We start from the raw sequence: 16534 nt of genomic DNA, 5'->3' as shown, positions 1-16534 counted from the left end.
TTATAGTCCTTTACGGATTCCTTTTGTTCTTGTTCCATCACCTGGTTTGTTTTTCTTCGCTAATGTTACTGCCATAAATGATCCATATGCCTTTACTTTCCCTGCCTCTAGTTTTTTCATGTTTCTTCTCCCCCTCCTTTCTATGGAATTAAGTTGAAGTTTATACACAAGAAATTAGAATGTAAACTACTCAAGAAACTACTTTTTTTTACATTTAACATCAAAATTCTACAAATGGATGTATTTTTATCCAAAAAATAACATTTTATAAACACATATAAACAAAAAAATGTATTTTTATCACTTATCTGAATTATTTGTTTACTATTGATAAAAATGTAAATATTTTCTAAACAAGGTCTCTCTAATCTATTTTTTCAACTTTATATACTTTTATGTAAATATAAGTAATTTATGTAATTCCGCCCCCAAATCATAAGGTGTAAGTGCACTTATTCCCCTATTAATAATTTGAATATTCTGTTAAATATTTCTAAATAATGACTTTCAACCTTTATTTTTATTTAAACTTTCATTATATAGATTAGCTATTAGATAAAAGAAAAAATTCTTTTTCAAATCCTGTATTCTCCCAAAAATTCAATGCTAATTTATTAGCTAAGTCAACATAAACATGAATCAAAGAGACATTTTCTTGATTCAACCAATTGCTCATTTTTTCAACTAAATTTTGCGCAATTTGCTTCCTCCTATAATCTGTTTTCACATAAACTTCCTCTATTTGACCATATAACATATTTGTAACCAAATCTTGCTTTATTGAGCCAATTCCATAACCAATTAGTCTATTAATTTCATCAGTTACTACAAAAACTGCACCATATCTTGATTGAATCAATTCCATTAATTGCTCTTCAATCCCCTTTTTATGACTTTCCTCTAATTCACAATCTGCAGTTTCTATTGCGTTTAAATTCCATAATTCTATTATTTCTTTAATACTCTCTCGATTGTCCATTTTTTTATCTAGTTTTTCAATACTAATTCCCATTTAGATTCCTCCTTTGTAAGTTTCTACTAATATAGTGTAATAAATTATATCTGGCAAGTTAAACCAAGTTGATAAAATATAATCTTAATATTAAATAATATACGAAAAATGTAATTCCTCTTCTAGAGTTCATTATACTTTTTATTTTTTCCAAATGCTTTTTCTACAGGATATTTTTCAGCATTCTTTGTCAGCTTAGAGCGTACAGCCTCTTCTAAGTCTATATTTAATTGGTCACTTAGCAGAAGCAAGTAAATCATTACATCAGCTATTTCTTCTTTCATTTCCTGCATTTTAGTCTCCTTTGCTTCTTGACTGGACTTCCATTGAAAAGTCTCAAGCAATTCCGCAGCTTCTAAATTCAATGAAATGGCTAAATCCTTTGCATTATGAAATTGTCCCCAATTCCTCTCATCTCGAAATCTTATTACTTCCTTTTGTAAATCTTCCATTACTATTGACCTCCTCTCTACTTCTTACTATCTTTTCAAACTAGAACACATTATATGTAGAGTCCTACTAATTAACCTTAACCCAGATATAATCATCCTCATATTTAACATTTAATTTTAATCGGATTCCTTTCATATATGTTTCTAATTGTTTTGTAAAATTCTCATCACCGATTTGATCGTATCTTTCAACATCTAAATGTAACTTGAAGATACGCCCTTCCGTTAACTCAAACTCCCATTTTAGAAAATTATGTAGCATACTTTCCTTACTCAAGTATTCATTAACTTCCATATATTCTAATAGCTCATATAAATTATAGTACATTAAGCTACTCGGCCTAGGCATTTCACATTTCGGACAATATTCTCTATATCTATCTTGCAGTTGCATAATCATTCCTGTTCCACATTGATTACAAGTATACATGTAGTAAACTCCCTTAATGGATAACTTAATTGTTCTCCCCTATATTTTTATTCCCTCTAAATTATATATTATGCTATTTAATTTTTAAAAATATTATTCTTATTCCTCATACACCCCCTTCAAATCTGTTCCTGAAACTTCACGAATTTTTGAAATTGATAAAGAGAGACCATAATGTCTTGATATCATTGCAAGACATGCCGGTCCACAATCTTGTAAATCATGCTGTTTAATATATGGAAAACTTTCAAACAAAATTTCTCTTCCCTTCGTTTTGATTTTCTAATATTAACTTTCAGTTTTATCTATATATCACTATATAACACGAATTGAATTTTCTTAATTTTATGTATCGGACTCGCAATCAATAAAAATTAGGCTACAAATCCCCTGTTGAGTATAGGGAACCTGGAGCCTAAAAGTTTTTTTTATTTTATATATACTATATAATTATAATTACTATTTCGTTAAAGAATTATGTTTTATCATCCATACACTCTTTAGTGTATTAAATATATGCTGCTTTAAAAGCTTGTTGGACAGCTTGTACTTCAGATGAATTTTTACCATATAAATTTGTTGCTACACGAATACAACCCTCTTTTAATTCTTTAAAGTCAGAAGTCATATTTAATTCATCTGTATTCACATAATAGAAGATATCAAACATCTTATCTTCTCCAATACCTTGGACATTTACGCCATTATGATTACCACCGCTAGCTATCAGGTAAGCTACCTTATTAATAATACTAGAGTTTGTATGCACGCCACCATGATCGTGATCAGCATCAATAGGTAAATGGTTATAGTGTTTATAATCTTCAGGATATCTAGAAGATATTGATGAGGGATTTTTCATATCTCTAAAAATCCGACCTGATTGTTCTCCCATCGTCCAATTAAAATTCCCATTATTAGCATACTTTTCTACAGCTACACCTAAAATATCGGATAAAGCCTCATTTATCGCACCAGCTTCTCCTGCATACTCAAGCCCAGACTCATTTCTTGTAACCGCATGTGTAAACTCATGTCCTGCGACATCAAAGGCTTTGACAATTGGATCTCCGTATACTAGCATAGCCCCATTACTAAATGCATTAAACCACTGCTTAGGATTGCCTTTATTCGTGCCATTTGTGTTCCAGCCATGAACTACAGAAATTACTTTTTGTCCATTATTATCAAAGCTGTCACGACCATATTTTTCTTGATAAAAATCATATACTTTAGTTGCTAAATAATGTGCACTAACGGCTTTAGGATCTGTAAAATTTGTAGAATTACTTGTAACTAAATCATCCAGATACCCCCACGCATTTCTTTTATAATTGTTATAGTCTTTATAATTGGCAGTATACGTTTCAATTCCCTTACCACGAGAATAATCTGCAAGAATATACGTTCCATCACTTCGTTGTGAAATTCCAAATGTACGATTAATACCTAAATCATCTTTACCTGCGCCTGTTAATTTTGAGGGATCTTGTAATTTATTTGATGTCGCGGATTGGACAATACTACTATCTACTTGTATACCCAATTTTTGAACAATCTCTTTTAATAGATTTCCATTAAAAGCGTCAATTAATACTGTTCCAGATACATATTCAGGTGTAGATGCACTAAAGTTAATTTGATATGCATTTCTAGCCTTTTTCGTATTTTCATCTACATACACTACTTCTTTAATCTCTGGTTCCTCAATAAATGTGAGATCGTTCCCGTATAGATTGAATATCTGATTTTTTGCATCCTCTTTCGATAGTGTCATAGATTGATTTAGGTCTTCCTGTTGTTGTAACTTCTGAGCACTATCCCCTAAAACACTAGTAAGTACACCCTCATCATTAATATGTGCTGTTAGCTGAAATCCGTATACATCACGTCCCTCATATGTTTGCTGCAGACGTACTAATGTTGTACCATCATAAGATTTACGACTTTGCGTTACATTATAATTAACTTTCGATTCCGTATTAATTTGCTGTGATGATAATGCCTGTTCTGTTTTGCCTTTTAATGCATCTTTCGCTACATTTTCAGCCGGCTTTTGAGAAGGTGCTGTTAGATTACCTGCTCGGAATGTATCTTCTTTTGTTTCTACTTTTAAATCCTCTGTTGCCGCATAGGCCCCGCTAAATGGCATAATCGCGGATAACAGAACACCTGTGGTTACTCCAACTCTTACAAAACTTGTCTTATTTTTCATACTCCACCTCTTAAAATGTTATATTTATATAAAATGATTTTAAGTTTAGTTTATCTAAACATAATTCGTTGTCTCTACATTTGAGCAACCGATAATTATTAACTTCTTATCTAGCATCCTGCTTCTGGATTCAAATTACCTTCCTTTAAAGATAATACTTACATCTTTATAAATTATAATAATACCAAGAAGTTAAATCTCTTAATTCGAATTTTACGATTCCCATTACTAGTTAAAGTACCTTCATACTCTGAAGAGTTAGGGCAATTATATTCATCTGATGTAGTACAAATGTAACTAAATGTTACTCTCATTTAATCTATCTTATGGTCATTTCATTTAAATCTTTTCTACTTTAGTTTCTGTCATATAGATACTAAAAACTAAAAATTCTTCACATCAACCCAATAAATTTACTTAATCCCTATTTTAACATTGCGCTTATAATCTACTTCTACACTTATGGGATTATCAAAGTCTTCATTGTACTTTTGCGACTTAATATAAAAATCATGTTCCCCTAACTCGACTATTGGTCCCTCCATTGTTACCCTATCTGTTTCAATTGAAGCTGCATTAGCTTTCGTTACTTTTTCTCCTGCTATATTAGCGCATCCAAGAATTATAAAACCAAGTGCTCCAGCTAGGATCAATTTTTTTATATACATTCTCAATCACCTCCGTTGTTATTCTATAAGAATAGATGTATTCAATATCTATTCAATGTAATCATTATAGTTACATTTTTATTTAATTATCAAGAATATATGGTATGCAATTTTACATGTGCACCCGTTATAAAACAATCTAGACATCGCGCTTTCTTAGCTTTATGTTTCTTTATAAATGAGGACAATTTGTTAATCATAAAAGAAAAGTTCCCTGCTTCATGACAGGAAACTTTTCACATACTATTAGCCTAAAAACCTAAGATTCCTACAATCTGACGCGCTTTAGCATTATCTATATAATAATGCATCTCTAATCCCCTTCTTTCTGCACGAAGTACGGTTCCCCTTAATTTTGAGAGATGCTGTGAAACAGTAGATTGTGGGAGTCTTAATATTTCCGTTAATTGCGTAACATTACACATTTTATGATGCATTAATTCATTTACAATTTGTAATCGTACCGGATGTGCCATTACTTTTAAAACATCTACGTCTTCTTCACGGATTTCAGCTAGATCTCTATCAGTTACTACTGTTTTCATTTCGCATTCTCCTTTATTATTAATTTCTATTTTTCTTATTATCCTTATAAATAGTACTTATAGATGATTACGATTTGTCCTGTTGAGAAAATATATTCTCTTCTTAAAACAAAACGGATACCTATCCTGAAAACAGTTTTTTTACATAACTTTGATCTATGATTAACACACTTTGCTAAGCAAAAATATTTCTCCTATCCTTTGTTTAAAGCAAATAAAAAATTCTGCTTTTGCCTTCCCGTCCTGAAAAATTGATAAGCAGTATCCCCCATCTCACACTCTACAAAATAATCATTTTATTTCTCAACACGAACACCTGGAATTAAAATACCAAAAATGGTAATATGAAGTCACCTTCAGTTGTCAATTGTGTCCCTTTTTGAAAGGCCCTGTCTATAATGACAAGGCCTTTTAAATTTCCCTAAATATCCTTTCTATTTCGCTTTCTTTTGATTTTGAATGGTTTCTTTTACAAGTTTTAAATAGATTTACTAATAAACCTGGTGTAGACTCTAACTTCTGCTTCATATTCTCTTCTGTTACAGTACTTACAAACTCCCACGGTACTTGTACTCTAATTGTTCTGCAAATCATTTCTCACACATTTCAAATGTTTTTATCTTCTTTTTGAACACCGCTCTAATTTAATACTTTTCTTTCCTGTTAATGGCTAAATCAAAATTATTAGCTCTTGTCAGTAGCTTCCAATATTATGTATAATGACATTATCTTTTTACCAATAAACGGTAATAAAGAGATGATACAAGTAAATAAACCAAATGTATCATCGATATATTAAAGGATCTATTCAATGTACATTAAGATACATATTGAGGATTTAAAACCATGGAATTTTATGTTCAGATTAAATTACTACAAGATGGAAGAATGGTAGCAAATGTAATCACGGAAAAAGAGCATTCAATTTGCTTAATGTCATATAACTACTTGATGTGACAACTATTAAACAAATTGAAAACATACTCAGGGGGAATTTTATATGCGAAAATTTGGTAAAGTATTATTAGTGGGAACATTGGCTCTTGGTAGTTTAACAGCAATGAATATAGAAACACCTAAAGCTCATGCTGATGGAGCGAGCGAATATTGTCGTTACATTTGTGGCCCTAGCGAAACAGTGAACAATTTCACGATTCAATTACACGCTACGGAATACGGATTTGGACAAAATGTCATTGCAAAAGTTACAAATGATAGAACTGAAAGTGTGAATTACAAAGTTTCTATCGAAAAACAATATGAAACTGGCTGGGGCTATTATGGAACTTGGTTCAATTGGAACTCTATGTTACCCGCTGGTACAAATGAAGAAATAGTTACTTTCTCAGGCAATGGCGAAGATATTGGGGATGCAGGCACATTCCGTTATAAAGTTGAAATTACGAATGCTGACGGATCTGTTGACACAATTTACACAGCGCCAATGACATTAGTTAATTAAATATTCGCATTGACAAACTAGATTATGAAAGGAAGGATTACACCTTCCTTTTTTTATATTTTAAAATTTAAAACGTATCCCCTCTTACATTTACCTATATAAATCTAAGAAATAAATAATTCAAAAGGAAAAATAAAAATACTACAACAAAGAATTTCCATTTGTTTCTTTTCGTCGGTTTTCCAGCATGTTGTATATAAAAAAACAAGGCAATACCTGCCATAGTAAATAAAAAAATTTGATAATAATCAATCATCTGTAATCCCCCTCCATACAAAAAATAAGAAGCCTCTTTTTGAGAGACTTCTTATTTTTAATACAAACGACATACATAGGCTAAATATACACAATAAGATTAGGATGCTGAACCTTATTGCAGCTTTATTATAACATATAACCTCTTATTTTGTTTAATAATTCCAAATTATACAACTTTATCAACAATTGATTGTTTATTTACATACAATGAATGCACAATAAAAAAACAACAAAATATTCACTTATAGAACCAACGTATGTAAAAACCAGCTACCATCACATTCATAGTTTTGAAAAGTTGTTCTCTCCTTCTTTAAGAATACTTTAAACTTCGGATAGATTACCTTATATCGACATCTTATGTATGCAGAATTACATATCAAATCTCATTGAAAATCATTCTCGTTGTAACTATAATGGTTTCAAGAGGTGGTATTTTCACTTCGTTTTCAAATCTCACAATATATTAAAGGAGGAACTAGCATTATGAAAAAAGTTATTTTAGCAGGGGCATTAGGAATTGCAGTACTATCAGGTATGAACTTACCAGGAGCAGAGGCACCTATAGCGAGTGCAGCAACTACAAATTTAGAAATTCAAGAAGTTACAAAATATTACTCTATGAGTTCCTATGAGGTTTCTCAAAAAGAATCATTTAATCTTAATAAAGGGGAAGAACTTACGGTCTTTGTACAAAATTCTGGGTTCCCAATTTCTTATACAGTCTTTGATACAGATGATCAAGTAATTGGCACATACAATGCGAATTCACCATACGGTCGCGTATTCAAAGCACAAAAAGACGGTAATATTTCTGTTCAATTTCAAGCAGGAGTAAATTCTTCTTACATGAAGAAGATGAATTTCACAGCCAAATTTGCAGTGTCTAAATTTAACTAGCAGTAAAAATTTTCACTATCCTCTTTAAAGGCAAATTAAAAAGGTATATCCCTTCCATGGGATATACCTTTAACTTTAGTGAATTTTATATTGACCAGATAACTGCTCTTGCGCCATACGAACTAAACGTTTTGTAATTTCTCCACCTACTGAACCATTTGCTCTTGCTGTTGAATCCGGTCCAAGTGTAACACCAAACTCCTGAGCAATTTCATATTTCATTTGTTCAATTGCACTTGCTGCAGCTGCTATTAAGATTTCGTTTGAATTATTATTTTCGCGAATTTGCATTTTTTAAACACCTCCGTTGAATTTGGTAATATCATGCTCTATTTCCAACAAAATATGCAAAAAAATTTATTTGTTTAGCCATTTTACATATATACCTAAGCTTTCATTCCTTATGTGGGAATAAATAAAGGTATAGGTCATACCTACACCTTCTCCTATCCTACTTACTTTTGAATTCCCCTATTAACTCCTGTAACTCATGGGAGAGCCAATTTAAAGAATTCGCTAACTCTGCAATATTTTGTACATACAGTTCTTGCTCTTTCATACTTGTCTCTACATTACCACTGCTATTCACATATGTATTTGCAATGTGTGATAATTCATTTACAATCTGAACAATATTTTGATTATCTTTTAAAATGTCACTTGAATTATTCGAAGCCACTTTAATTTGACTGGCAACAGATTGTGCTGATTCTGAAATCTTTTCAAAATAAGAACGGCCACTTTGAACAAGTATTATTCCTGATTCTACTTCCTTTGAACTCTTCTGTATGGATCTTACAGCCTCATCTGCTTCAGCTTGGGTTTCATCAATTAGTGTAGCTATATCCCTTGCAGATGCCTCGGTTTTTTCCGCTAATATACGTACCTCATCCGCAACAACTGAAAATCCTTTCCCCACCTCTCCAGCACATGAGGCTTCAGTAGAAGCATTTACAGCTAATAGACTTGTTTGATTTGACATAGTTGTAATTACAGTAAGAATTTCACTAATTTCCTTAGATCGTGCTTCTAATGCATACATACTAGAAGATACATCTTCAACTGTATCTTGGATTCTTTTCATTTGATTCACAATTCGCTTAATCAAATCTTTTCCTTCTCCAGAATGCTGTTCCATTTCTTCCGAAGCATTCCTAACTTGTTTTGCAGCTCCTTTCATTTCTTTCATCTTACTTTCCATGTCTTGAACAATTCCTAAACATTTTTGCACTACATATTCATGAGAATGTGCTCCTAAATTTAATCTTGTAGTAGCACTTGCAATTTCTTTAAAGGCTATGCTATTCGCTTTTGTACTTACCGACAATTCCTGTGAGGATGTCGAAACTTGTTCAGCAGTCTGCCTTACTTTATCTATAATCCTATTAAACTTTTTAATAGTGTTATTAAAATGGCTATTAGTTATCCCTATATCATCAGACCTTTCATTCAATTTAATACTTAAATCCCCTTCACCAACTTTACGTAACCCTTCTTGTAAATCCTTTAAAGGCGATAGAGATTTTCGTGAGATGAATATTTGTATTGTAATTACGATTGTTAATGAAATTATTATAAATAGTAAACCGTGCACTATAAATTCTTTCTTTGTAAGAGGAATAATAGAAGCGTCCAAATCCGCTGCAACAATTGCAATTATATTATTATTTTTATCTGTAATTGGCTCTAAAATTGTTACCCATGTACCTAGTACATCTTCATACACTTCAGTCATTTGTGCCTGTTTCGTTTTCATTACTTGGTCGTATGTCTTCTTCCAATGAGTAGGATGCTCATAATAGTCACCTGTTTTTACAGAACCTAGTTTTACAGAAACCGTATCTGCTAATTCTGTATCCAAAGCTACTAATTGTAATTCAGCTTTATCATTTAGCTTTGCTCCTGTAACATATGTTTGTCCGACACTTTTCATATTTTTTATAGCTTTATCTAATTGCTCTGTCAATTTTTCTCTCTTCACTCTTTGTGCTGTGGGATCTTTTGCTACATCTCTTACTATTTCCAGATCTAATTGATTTATTAATGTATCTCCTGTTTCAAAAGACTGCCTTTCAAATATAAACATCATACTATTTTGAAACATGTTAAAACTTAACGCCCCCATACTTCCCACAAGCGTCAGAATTACTAATACCGTTAGTAATACATTTTTCTGAAGCAACGATAGCTTATGCCAATATTTTTTCATTGATTTCACCTTTCTTATTTTCAACAATACAAAAACAAAGTAGTAACATATAAAAAGGTTCTCTTTCTGTTATTAATATAATTATTAAAATAGCATACTAGTCATTCAACCAAACGTTCCAATTTTTTTCGTTTGCAATCGCATCTTTTATATGTCCAGCTGCTCCTGGAAATCTATTAAAAGGAAGACGTAATACTTCTACTACTTCATCTTTTCTATTTGTACTGATTTCTTCTAAATCGATGATGTTAAAGGTTTTGCCTATAATAATTGCTATAATGTTTAATGGACTCCTAAGAATATTTAAAATTCCATATTTATCTCCTAAAGATTTTCAAATTAGATTTGTTGCAGTACCTTCAGCGAGGATTTTTTATAATATCGTTAGTTTTAAATAAAGACAAGAATTTTTAAGAGCCTCATCTTTAGTTATCTTTATCTTGCACAACAATAAAAATTTGAAAGTTTAATTCAATCTCCTATTTTATAACTTTTTTCCTTATTTTTCTATAACATTATAATATTTACCTGTACAATCTAAACTTAGACTCTTTTGGCCTTTACTCTTCAATTGTCTTAATTTCATATGAGGCAGCGCAGAAAGTAAATTTTTAATAAAAAACTTTTGTATTAAAAAATGCAAAAATACATACTCCTCCAAAACTATATGTACTTAAATATTCATATAGTAAAATAATCAGTACAAGCGTGTCCTATACAGCATATTTCCTTAACGAGCTTGATATTATACTCATCATAAAATTGGTGTGACCTTAATATCTCACTTAGCTTTTTAATATTTTGATATTAATAATATAGTGTTAATATCTCCCTACTTTATCGCTACACCTACATATAAGCCAAGGATTCAATTACAGAACGGTTTTCATTAATAGTAGACGAAAACATGTCAAACAAAAAGAGACTCAATTATTTATTACTTTTCGTATAGATGTAATAAAAGATTATAGGAGAAATATATATGCTCAAAAAAATAAATAGATTTATGTTTGCTTTGCCTACAATTTCTTTTATTTTTTTTTTTTTATTAGGATCATTTTTATTTGTAATACCATTAGATCTATTCTTACCTGAAATACAAAAAAAACCAATAACAGAAGCACCTCTTATTCTTCAAGTTTTATTAGGGGTATTAGCGGCACCTATATATGAAACAGTAGTTTTTCAAGTATTTTTATTTTGGCTATTAAGTTGGATTCCTTACATTAAAAATCGCGATTACCTTATCATTTTAATAGCTTCAATTATATTTGGATTAAATCATCGATATGGAATCACTTATATAGTTGGTACAACGATAATTGGTCTTTTATATAACTATGCTTATTGGGTATATAAAAAAAAGAATGAAAAATATCAGGTTACCATGTCTGCTTTTGGGGTTGTTTTTTTGATTCACTTATTACATAACTCTATTGCTTTTATAGCATCAAATTTATAAATGTTTTAAAGATAATATAGATTAATGAATTATGTTTGTACTTGTTAAAGGTAAGAGACACGAAATAAAAATTAAAGAGAGGCTAATTCACTAATACTTCTAAATAGTCTTGTTTCAGTTTGTTTATTTGAAGAATACAAAAGAGGGACCTTTCAGGTAGACAGTATTTTCAAAGCACAACTAAGCCACCTGAGTCTATATTTGTATAGACTCAGGTTATTTAATTTCTTTTGAAATCTTGGATGCTTCTAAAATTGTTTATATTTGTGGACTTAACATAGATGAAGAAGTCTTTTTTATATGCTTTCTTCTAAAAGTTTTACTTTCACAACATACTTTCCTTCATTTTTCTAACATCCCATCCTCTTCTTCCAATCGTTTAGTCTTAGTATCCGAACCTTTAGGTTTTATTCTACCTAAACATAACCCTTTTGTTTTCCCACGTTCTTCTTCTAGTTCTTTAATACCTAAAGTTTCAAATCATTTCATCCAACGTCTTACAATTGGATAATAAATGTCTATTTCTTTCTCAACAGTTTTATATCTTCTTTTAATTATAAACCCACTTCCTTTTCCTTTCATTTTGTATAGCAAGTAATTCTAATTTAACCCATAGAAAAATCCCCTCCATAAAAAATAGGTTAATGTGCTTTCTTTTTCCTATCTACTATGAGGGGAGAATAACATACTAAAGATAGCTTCTTTTTTGTAAAAGATTTAAGATTCTAGTGCAGCAATTAATTGCTGACGTTCTTTATCTCTAAAAATTTTAATTTCATGTTTAAATTCATAATTTCCTTCTTCAAATCTAACCCATTCCTTACTTGTCCAATATACAACATCTACACTTGCATCTAAAATTACCGAACATATGTCTACTAATTCTTCTTGGTAAAATGGCGCTTCTTTTGCTAGTTCAAAAGCTAGTACTTTTGGATCCTTACTTTTAATTTGAAGTTCCCTTGAAGTTTGTCCTAAATACTGCCATGGGGAGTGTAGGGATTGCACATGAACATTTTGAATTTCTTTAAACTGTGATGGAGAATGTATTGTAGCAGCAAATGTAGGTTTGCTCACTCCTATTGTTGTGCCTAAAGCAATAGAACCAATAATAAGTTTTTTAATCATTTTTTCAGCCCCTTTAATTATTTTGGATATGCTTCATTTTTATACTACGTTTATGTTTGTGTAAATGAAGATGATTTGACATGATTCATCATTTTTCTCAAAAACTGTATATTAATTAGCTGTTGTAAATTTACCGAAAACAAAAAAGTTTCCATAAGGAAACTTTTTTGTTTTCGGTATACATTATATGTATAAACATTAGTTTTAAAAATATTTACTTATTTGTTGATAAAATTGTATATGGATATTGCTCATACTATTATCTACATACATTTCATGCAAAGCTTCACTACAACATAAAGAAATTCATCTTATGACCGCGTTTCGTCTTACGAAATTAAGTGATTGTTTCAATAGCTGGTTTGGGAATCATCGAATTACTTTCTTTCTCAGCCTTATTATTATGTTCTTTTGCCTAAAATTCCAATATCCCCATTACTTCTTTCGTAAATAGTTTAAAATCAGTTAAATGTTTTTCAATAATTTGACGAACAATATCTAAATTTACACTTTGATAATCATGAACAGCAATATTACGAAATCCAACCATTGCCTTTAACTTATTTGCTAAATCCGCGCTAAGTAATCCTGCTGTAACCAATAAATCAAAGGCCTCTCGACTAGATTGGGGTAGTCCTAATTTTTTCCCTGCAACAATATGCATCGCTAAATCAATACTTGCTTCACAAGCTCTTTGTATGTTCAATATTATTGAATCTTGTTTTGTAAAATCCTCTAAATTTTCAGGGTCATTTCCATACACATCTTGGATTCTTTTTATACAACGCTCTACTGTAGAAATTTTATTTAAAATAACCTCATTCTTCATATATAGAACCTCTTTTCTTTATATCATCAAATACTATCTGTCGTTCTTCATTCAATTTTGAATACATTTTTAAGGTTTTCATTTCAAAAATGACCTTACGTTTTTCATCCGAACAAAATATTGTCTTTCCTGTATGTATAATCTGAGCTTGAAAAACTGTAGAAGCTTCGGATAAATCAACTAAATCAACATCTCTATGAACAATGTTAGCTAACTCCTGTGCTAATAAAAAACGTTCATAGTTCCCTAAAGTTGTGTCACTTAAATAAGCTATATCAATATCACTATCTTCTCGTTCTCTGTTCTCAGCCGTTGATCCAAACACAATTATCCAATAGGGATTCACCGTCTCTTGTAATTTTTCTATAATAGCTGTTATCATGCTTTGAAAAATCATCTAATTAATCCCCCTTATTATACTTGAATTTTATTATATCATAACCAATCATAAATCCTTTAAACGACTACAAATCCTTAAACAAAATTAAGACTTTTTAGTACTTAACTCCTTACAAAATTAGAAGCTTATTTCTGACCTAAAATTATTATAATTCAGGAGTAGGTATATTGTAGCTTTGGTTCTTAAATAATTGCTAATAATCCAACACTTCGCCTGTTAAATGCATTTTATATTTTCGTCCTACAAAAGTAAAAGACTGACAATAACTGTCAGCCTCTTGCTTTTGCAACTCTAAAGAACTTTAGCCTATTTCAATATACATTCTAATAATTTGAGGATATATTGCTCTAACAAAGACTTATATATATTAATCCACTTTTAATTTTTCTTTCACCTTTGTAGGGAGTTCGTCTTTCTTAACCTCTTCCCAAGATTTCACACCTTTTTTCTCAGAGTAATATATACGTAAAAACGCTTCTTTACGAAGGTTTTTTAACGCTGTAAACTCCATTTCTTTCTCTTTACCATCCTTATCAAATCCAGGTAATTTATATTCGTAAGTCGTATCCCCATTTACATTTTTCTCTTTTAATTTTTCACCATCCTTGGTAATTTGCACATAATATGTATCTGTACCAAGACGATTTAAATTACACCCCGATAACAACACAGTAAACATCACAAAAACACTACACATAAGCACTATTCGTTTCATATTATTCACCTCATATCTTTTCTCACAAAAATTATATCCTAATCTATTGGTTGCCAAAATTCATTTCCATTACGCTAACATTACGTTTTTGTAAGGTAGTAAAAATAGCATAATTAAAAGGATATGAATTCATATTTCTATTGAATTCATATCCTTTGTTCTTATTGAGTAAACTATTTTGCCTCATTCTAAATAGGAGATATTTCTATTATTCTGGGAAAATGAAGTTAGAGTTTCCTTCACTATTATCGGAATCCTCTTTCAGGAACGTAATAGTAGAACCTACCTTCCCTTTATTTATTTCTTGCTCCTCAGGAAATACAATGGAAGAATCATTACCTAAGTTTGGTGAAAAACCAAGTTTAGATAATATGGCTTTTAAGTCAGGTAAAACACCAATTTTATCATTAATTGGATCATTAGATTTCGTTCCGGTACTAGAATCACTTAAAATATCCCTAAGCTGGCTTGGTGTATATACTTTTCCCTGATTATTTTTTGCAATTCCTTGAATTGATGCAGCAGCACCAGCAATAATAGGTGATGCGCTAGATGTTCCACTAAAGCTAGAAGTATATAGATTTGTTGTAAATTCACTTGGTTTAGCATCTGTTGTATCTACTGCATTCCCCCATCCATACACATCCACTCTACTACCATAATTAGAGAAATATGAACGCTTATGAGGAACTCTTGCAGAAGCTGCCCCAACCATAATTGCCCCTGAATCTTTAAAATCAGGACTATTACGATTTAAGACTTGTTTACCATTACGATCCCTAAATTGATCTAAATCATTTCCACCGTTTGAACCTGCTTCAATAATAATAATTCCCTTATTTGTTCCCAGACGAATTGCATCAAATATATCCGGTTTTACTTCTACAGGAAAATAATTCTTATCTCCATATCCATCGTAAGTTGCTTGAGCTTCTAATAAAAGAATATCTCCAGCTTGCATATTGTTAACTGCACTTAATATAGCATCAGCTGTATTATACCCACCATTATCTCTAATCTGAGATACAACCTTTACTTTAGCTTTTGGTGCAATCCCAATTCCACCTATGTTATTATCTTCCGCCGAAACAATCCCTAAGACTGAGGTACCATGATCATGATGTTCACTCTTATTCTGTCCGGATATCAATTCAATCTTTTGATTCACTAAATCCTCATGACTAAATAACCAGCCATACTCCATGTCTACGAAAGTAGTTCCTTTTCCATCTCCACCATTTATGCTCCAGGCATAAGGTGCATTAATTCCTAATGGTGCTGGTTCAAGATAACCTTGTCTTGTAAGTCTAGGCTCATCATATGGATTAACAGATAAATTTGGTAAACGCTCTTCTGGTGGCGCCTCTTCCTCCTGTAAATACGCCGTTTCAACAAGAGATGATTTTTCAATTTTTGTAAGTAATGCTTGTACATCAATATCATCTTGAATTTCTACAATATAATAGTTTAGCAAATTAGAAGAAATTTGATCGGAATCTTTTATTTCTTTACCTAGATTTTTAATTTCTTTAGGATTTAAAGAACTAAAAAGTCGATTTATAGTTACATTTGGGTATTCAGCTAAAATTCCAATGAATTCAGGATCTTGTTTTTCTTCTTTAATGAATTTTTCTATTCCATCCTGATATGGTAAATTCGCTTCATTTTTAAATTTCAAAATTAATTGTTTAGTAACTTGCTTATGTACAGTAGAATTCAATTGCTTATTTGAATAATTGTAAGTAGCTGCGTAGGCAACTTCTGATTTTTCACTTGGAAGTATACCGCCTATTCCATTAAATGCTGTTAACGCAATTGAAGAAACTATAATTCCCTTAAAAATTTTCAA

19 protein-coding genes and 1 pseudogene are annotated in these 16534 nt (G+C 31.0%); 3 read left to right on the top strand and 17 right to left on the bottom strand.

Translation table 11 applies throughout. The features are described from left to right. From AC1DMU_RS28485 to AC1DMU_RS28445, 9 genes and pseudogenes are all read right to left on the bottom strand, one after another. Positions 1-120 carry a lariocidin family lasso peptide gene (locus AC1DMU_RS28485; RefSeq protein ID WP_016135744.1) on the bottom strand — a complete coding sequence of 40 codons (120 nt, stop codon included), beginning with the start codon at positions 118-120 and terminating at the stop codon, positions 1-3. 424 nt (positions 121-544) lie between these two features. Next, complete coding sequence (locus tag AC1DMU_RS28480) at positions 545-1012, bottom strand: GNAT family N-acetyltransferase (protein WP_088062857.1); 468 nt, start codon at positions 1010-1012, stop codon at positions 545-547. Positions 1013-1134: 122 nt separating this feature from the next. Then, the gene (locus AC1DMU_RS28475; RefSeq protein ID WP_088062856.1) at positions 1135-1464 is read right to left on the bottom strand and encodes a nucleotide pyrophosphohydrolase; all 330 of its coding nucleotides are present in this window, start codon (positions 1462-1464) and stop codon (positions 1135-1137) included. Between the two features lie 67 nt (positions 1465-1531). Beyond that, positions 1532-1894, bottom strand: a complete 363-nt coding sequence (locus AC1DMU_RS28470; protein WP_088062855.1) for a hypothetical protein — start codon at positions 1892-1894, stop codon at positions 1532-1534. Positions 1895-2008: 114 nt separating this feature from the next. Further along, positions 2009-2152 (bottom strand): annotated as a pseudogene (locus AC1DMU_RS28465) (cysteine peptidase family C39 domain-containing protein); the annotation flags it as partial. Positions 2153-2402: 250 nt separating this feature from the next. Beyond that, on the bottom strand, positions 2403-4109 hold the full coding sequence (locus AC1DMU_RS28460; RefSeq protein WP_476941669.1) for a M4 family metallopeptidase: 1707 nt from the start codon (positions 4107-4109) through the stop codon (positions 2403-2405). A 413-nt stretch (positions 4110-4522) separates the two neighbouring features. Next, positions 4523-4777 (bottom strand): hypothetical protein, encoded by a 255-nt coding sequence (locus tag AC1DMU_RS28455; protein ID WP_088062852.1) that lies wholly within the window; start codon positions 4775-4777, stop codon positions 4523-4525. A 251-nt stretch (positions 4778-5028) separates the two neighbouring features. Beyond that, entirely contained in the window at positions 5029-5322 is a 294-nt protein-coding gene (locus AC1DMU_RS28450) for an ArsR/SmtB family transcription factor (protein ID WP_016136180.1), read from the bottom strand. Positions 5323-5733: 411 nt separating this feature from the next. Beyond that, positions 5734-5916: a hypothetical protein gene (locus tag AC1DMU_RS28445; protein WP_179196644.1), complete on the bottom strand. Its 183-nt coding sequence runs from the start codon at positions 5914-5916 to the stop codon at positions 5734-5736. Positions 5917-6322: 406 nt separating this feature from the next. On the opposite strand from AC1DMU_RS28445, the gene AC1DMU_RS28440 reads away from it, so the two are divergent. Further along, positions 6323-6784, top strand: coding sequence for a hypothetical protein (locus tag AC1DMU_RS28440; RefSeq protein ID WP_088123101.1), 462 nt, complete (start codon positions 6323-6325; stop codon positions 6782-6784). 94 nt (positions 6785-6878) lie between these two features. Here AC1DMU_RS28440 and AC1DMU_RS28435 read toward each other — a convergent pair whose 3' ends face one another. Next, the gene (locus tag AC1DMU_RS28435; RefSeq protein ID WP_168216123.1) at positions 6879-7040 is read right to left on the bottom strand and encodes a hypothetical protein; all 162 of its coding nucleotides are present in this window, start codon (positions 7038-7040) and stop codon (positions 6879-6881) included. Between the two features lie 488 nt (positions 7041-7528). On the opposite strand from AC1DMU_RS28435, the gene AC1DMU_RS28430 reads away from it, so the two are divergent. Continuing rightward, positions 7529-7942 (top strand): hypothetical protein, encoded by a 414-nt coding sequence (locus AC1DMU_RS28430; protein WP_088062850.1) that lies wholly within the window; start codon positions 7529-7531, stop codon positions 7940-7942. Between the two features lie 75 nt (positions 7943-8017). Here the strand turns inward: AC1DMU_RS28430 and AC1DMU_RS28425 are convergent, their stop codons facing one another. Both AC1DMU_RS28425 and AC1DMU_RS28420 read right to left on the bottom strand, forming a co-directional pair. Continuing rightward, entirely contained in the window at positions 8018-8233 is a 216-nt protein-coding gene (locus AC1DMU_RS28425; RefSeq protein WP_001167047.1) for an alpha/beta-type small acid-soluble spore protein, read from the bottom strand. 160 nt (positions 8234-8393) lie between these two features. Then, positions 8394-10151 (bottom strand): methyl-accepting chemotaxis protein, encoded by a 1758-nt coding sequence (locus tag AC1DMU_RS28420; protein WP_088062849.1) that lies wholly within the window; start codon positions 10149-10151, stop codon positions 8394-8396. Positions 10152-11133: 982 nt separating this feature from the next. Between AC1DMU_RS28420 and AC1DMU_RS28415 the strand changes: the two genes are divergently transcribed. Then, positions 11134-11613 carry a CPBP family intramembrane glutamic endopeptidase gene (locus AC1DMU_RS28415; protein WP_088062848.1) on the top strand — a complete coding sequence of 160 codons (480 nt, stop codon included), beginning with the start codon at positions 11134-11136 and terminating at the stop codon, positions 11611-11613. A gap of 717 nt (positions 11614-12330) precedes the next feature. Here the strand turns inward: AC1DMU_RS28415 and AC1DMU_RS28410 are convergent. The 5 genes from AC1DMU_RS28410 to AC1DMU_RS28390 all read right to left on the bottom strand — a co-directional run bounded on the left by AC1DMU_RS28410 (position 12331) and on the right by AC1DMU_RS28390 (position 16534). Beyond that, a complete protein-coding gene (locus tag AC1DMU_RS28410; protein WP_088062847.1) occupies positions 12331-12741 on the bottom strand; it encodes a hypothetical protein in 411 nt (136 codons plus the stop codon). Positions 12742-13156: 415 nt separating this feature from the next. Beyond that, positions 13157-13570, bottom strand: a complete 414-nt coding sequence (gene hepT / locus AC1DMU_RS28405; RefSeq protein WP_046956013.1) for a type VII toxin-antitoxin system HepT family RNase toxin — start codon at positions 13568-13570, stop codon at positions 13157-13159. Continuing rightward, positions 13560-13967, bottom strand: coding sequence for a type VII toxin-antitoxin system MntA family adenylyltransferase antitoxin (gene mntA, locus AC1DMU_RS28400; protein ID WP_000577223.1), 408 nt, complete (start codon positions 13965-13967; stop codon positions 13560-13562). The genes hepT and mntA overlap by 11 nt, the downstream gene beginning before the upstream one ends. A 370-nt stretch (positions 13968-14337) precedes the next feature. Next, a complete protein-coding gene (locus AC1DMU_RS28395; RefSeq protein WP_000822914.1) occupies positions 14338-14685 on the bottom strand; it encodes a YxeA family protein in 348 nt (115 codons plus the stop codon). A gap of 208 nt (positions 14686-14893) precedes the next feature. Then, entirely contained in the window at positions 14894-16534 is a 1641-nt protein-coding gene (locus AC1DMU_RS28390) for a S8 family peptidase (protein ID WP_215559138.1), read from the bottom strand.

The sequence above is a fragment of the Bacillus sp. 01N45 genome (assembly GCF_056399205.1).
This window is presented reverse-complemented; position numbering and strand designations above follow the sequence as displayed.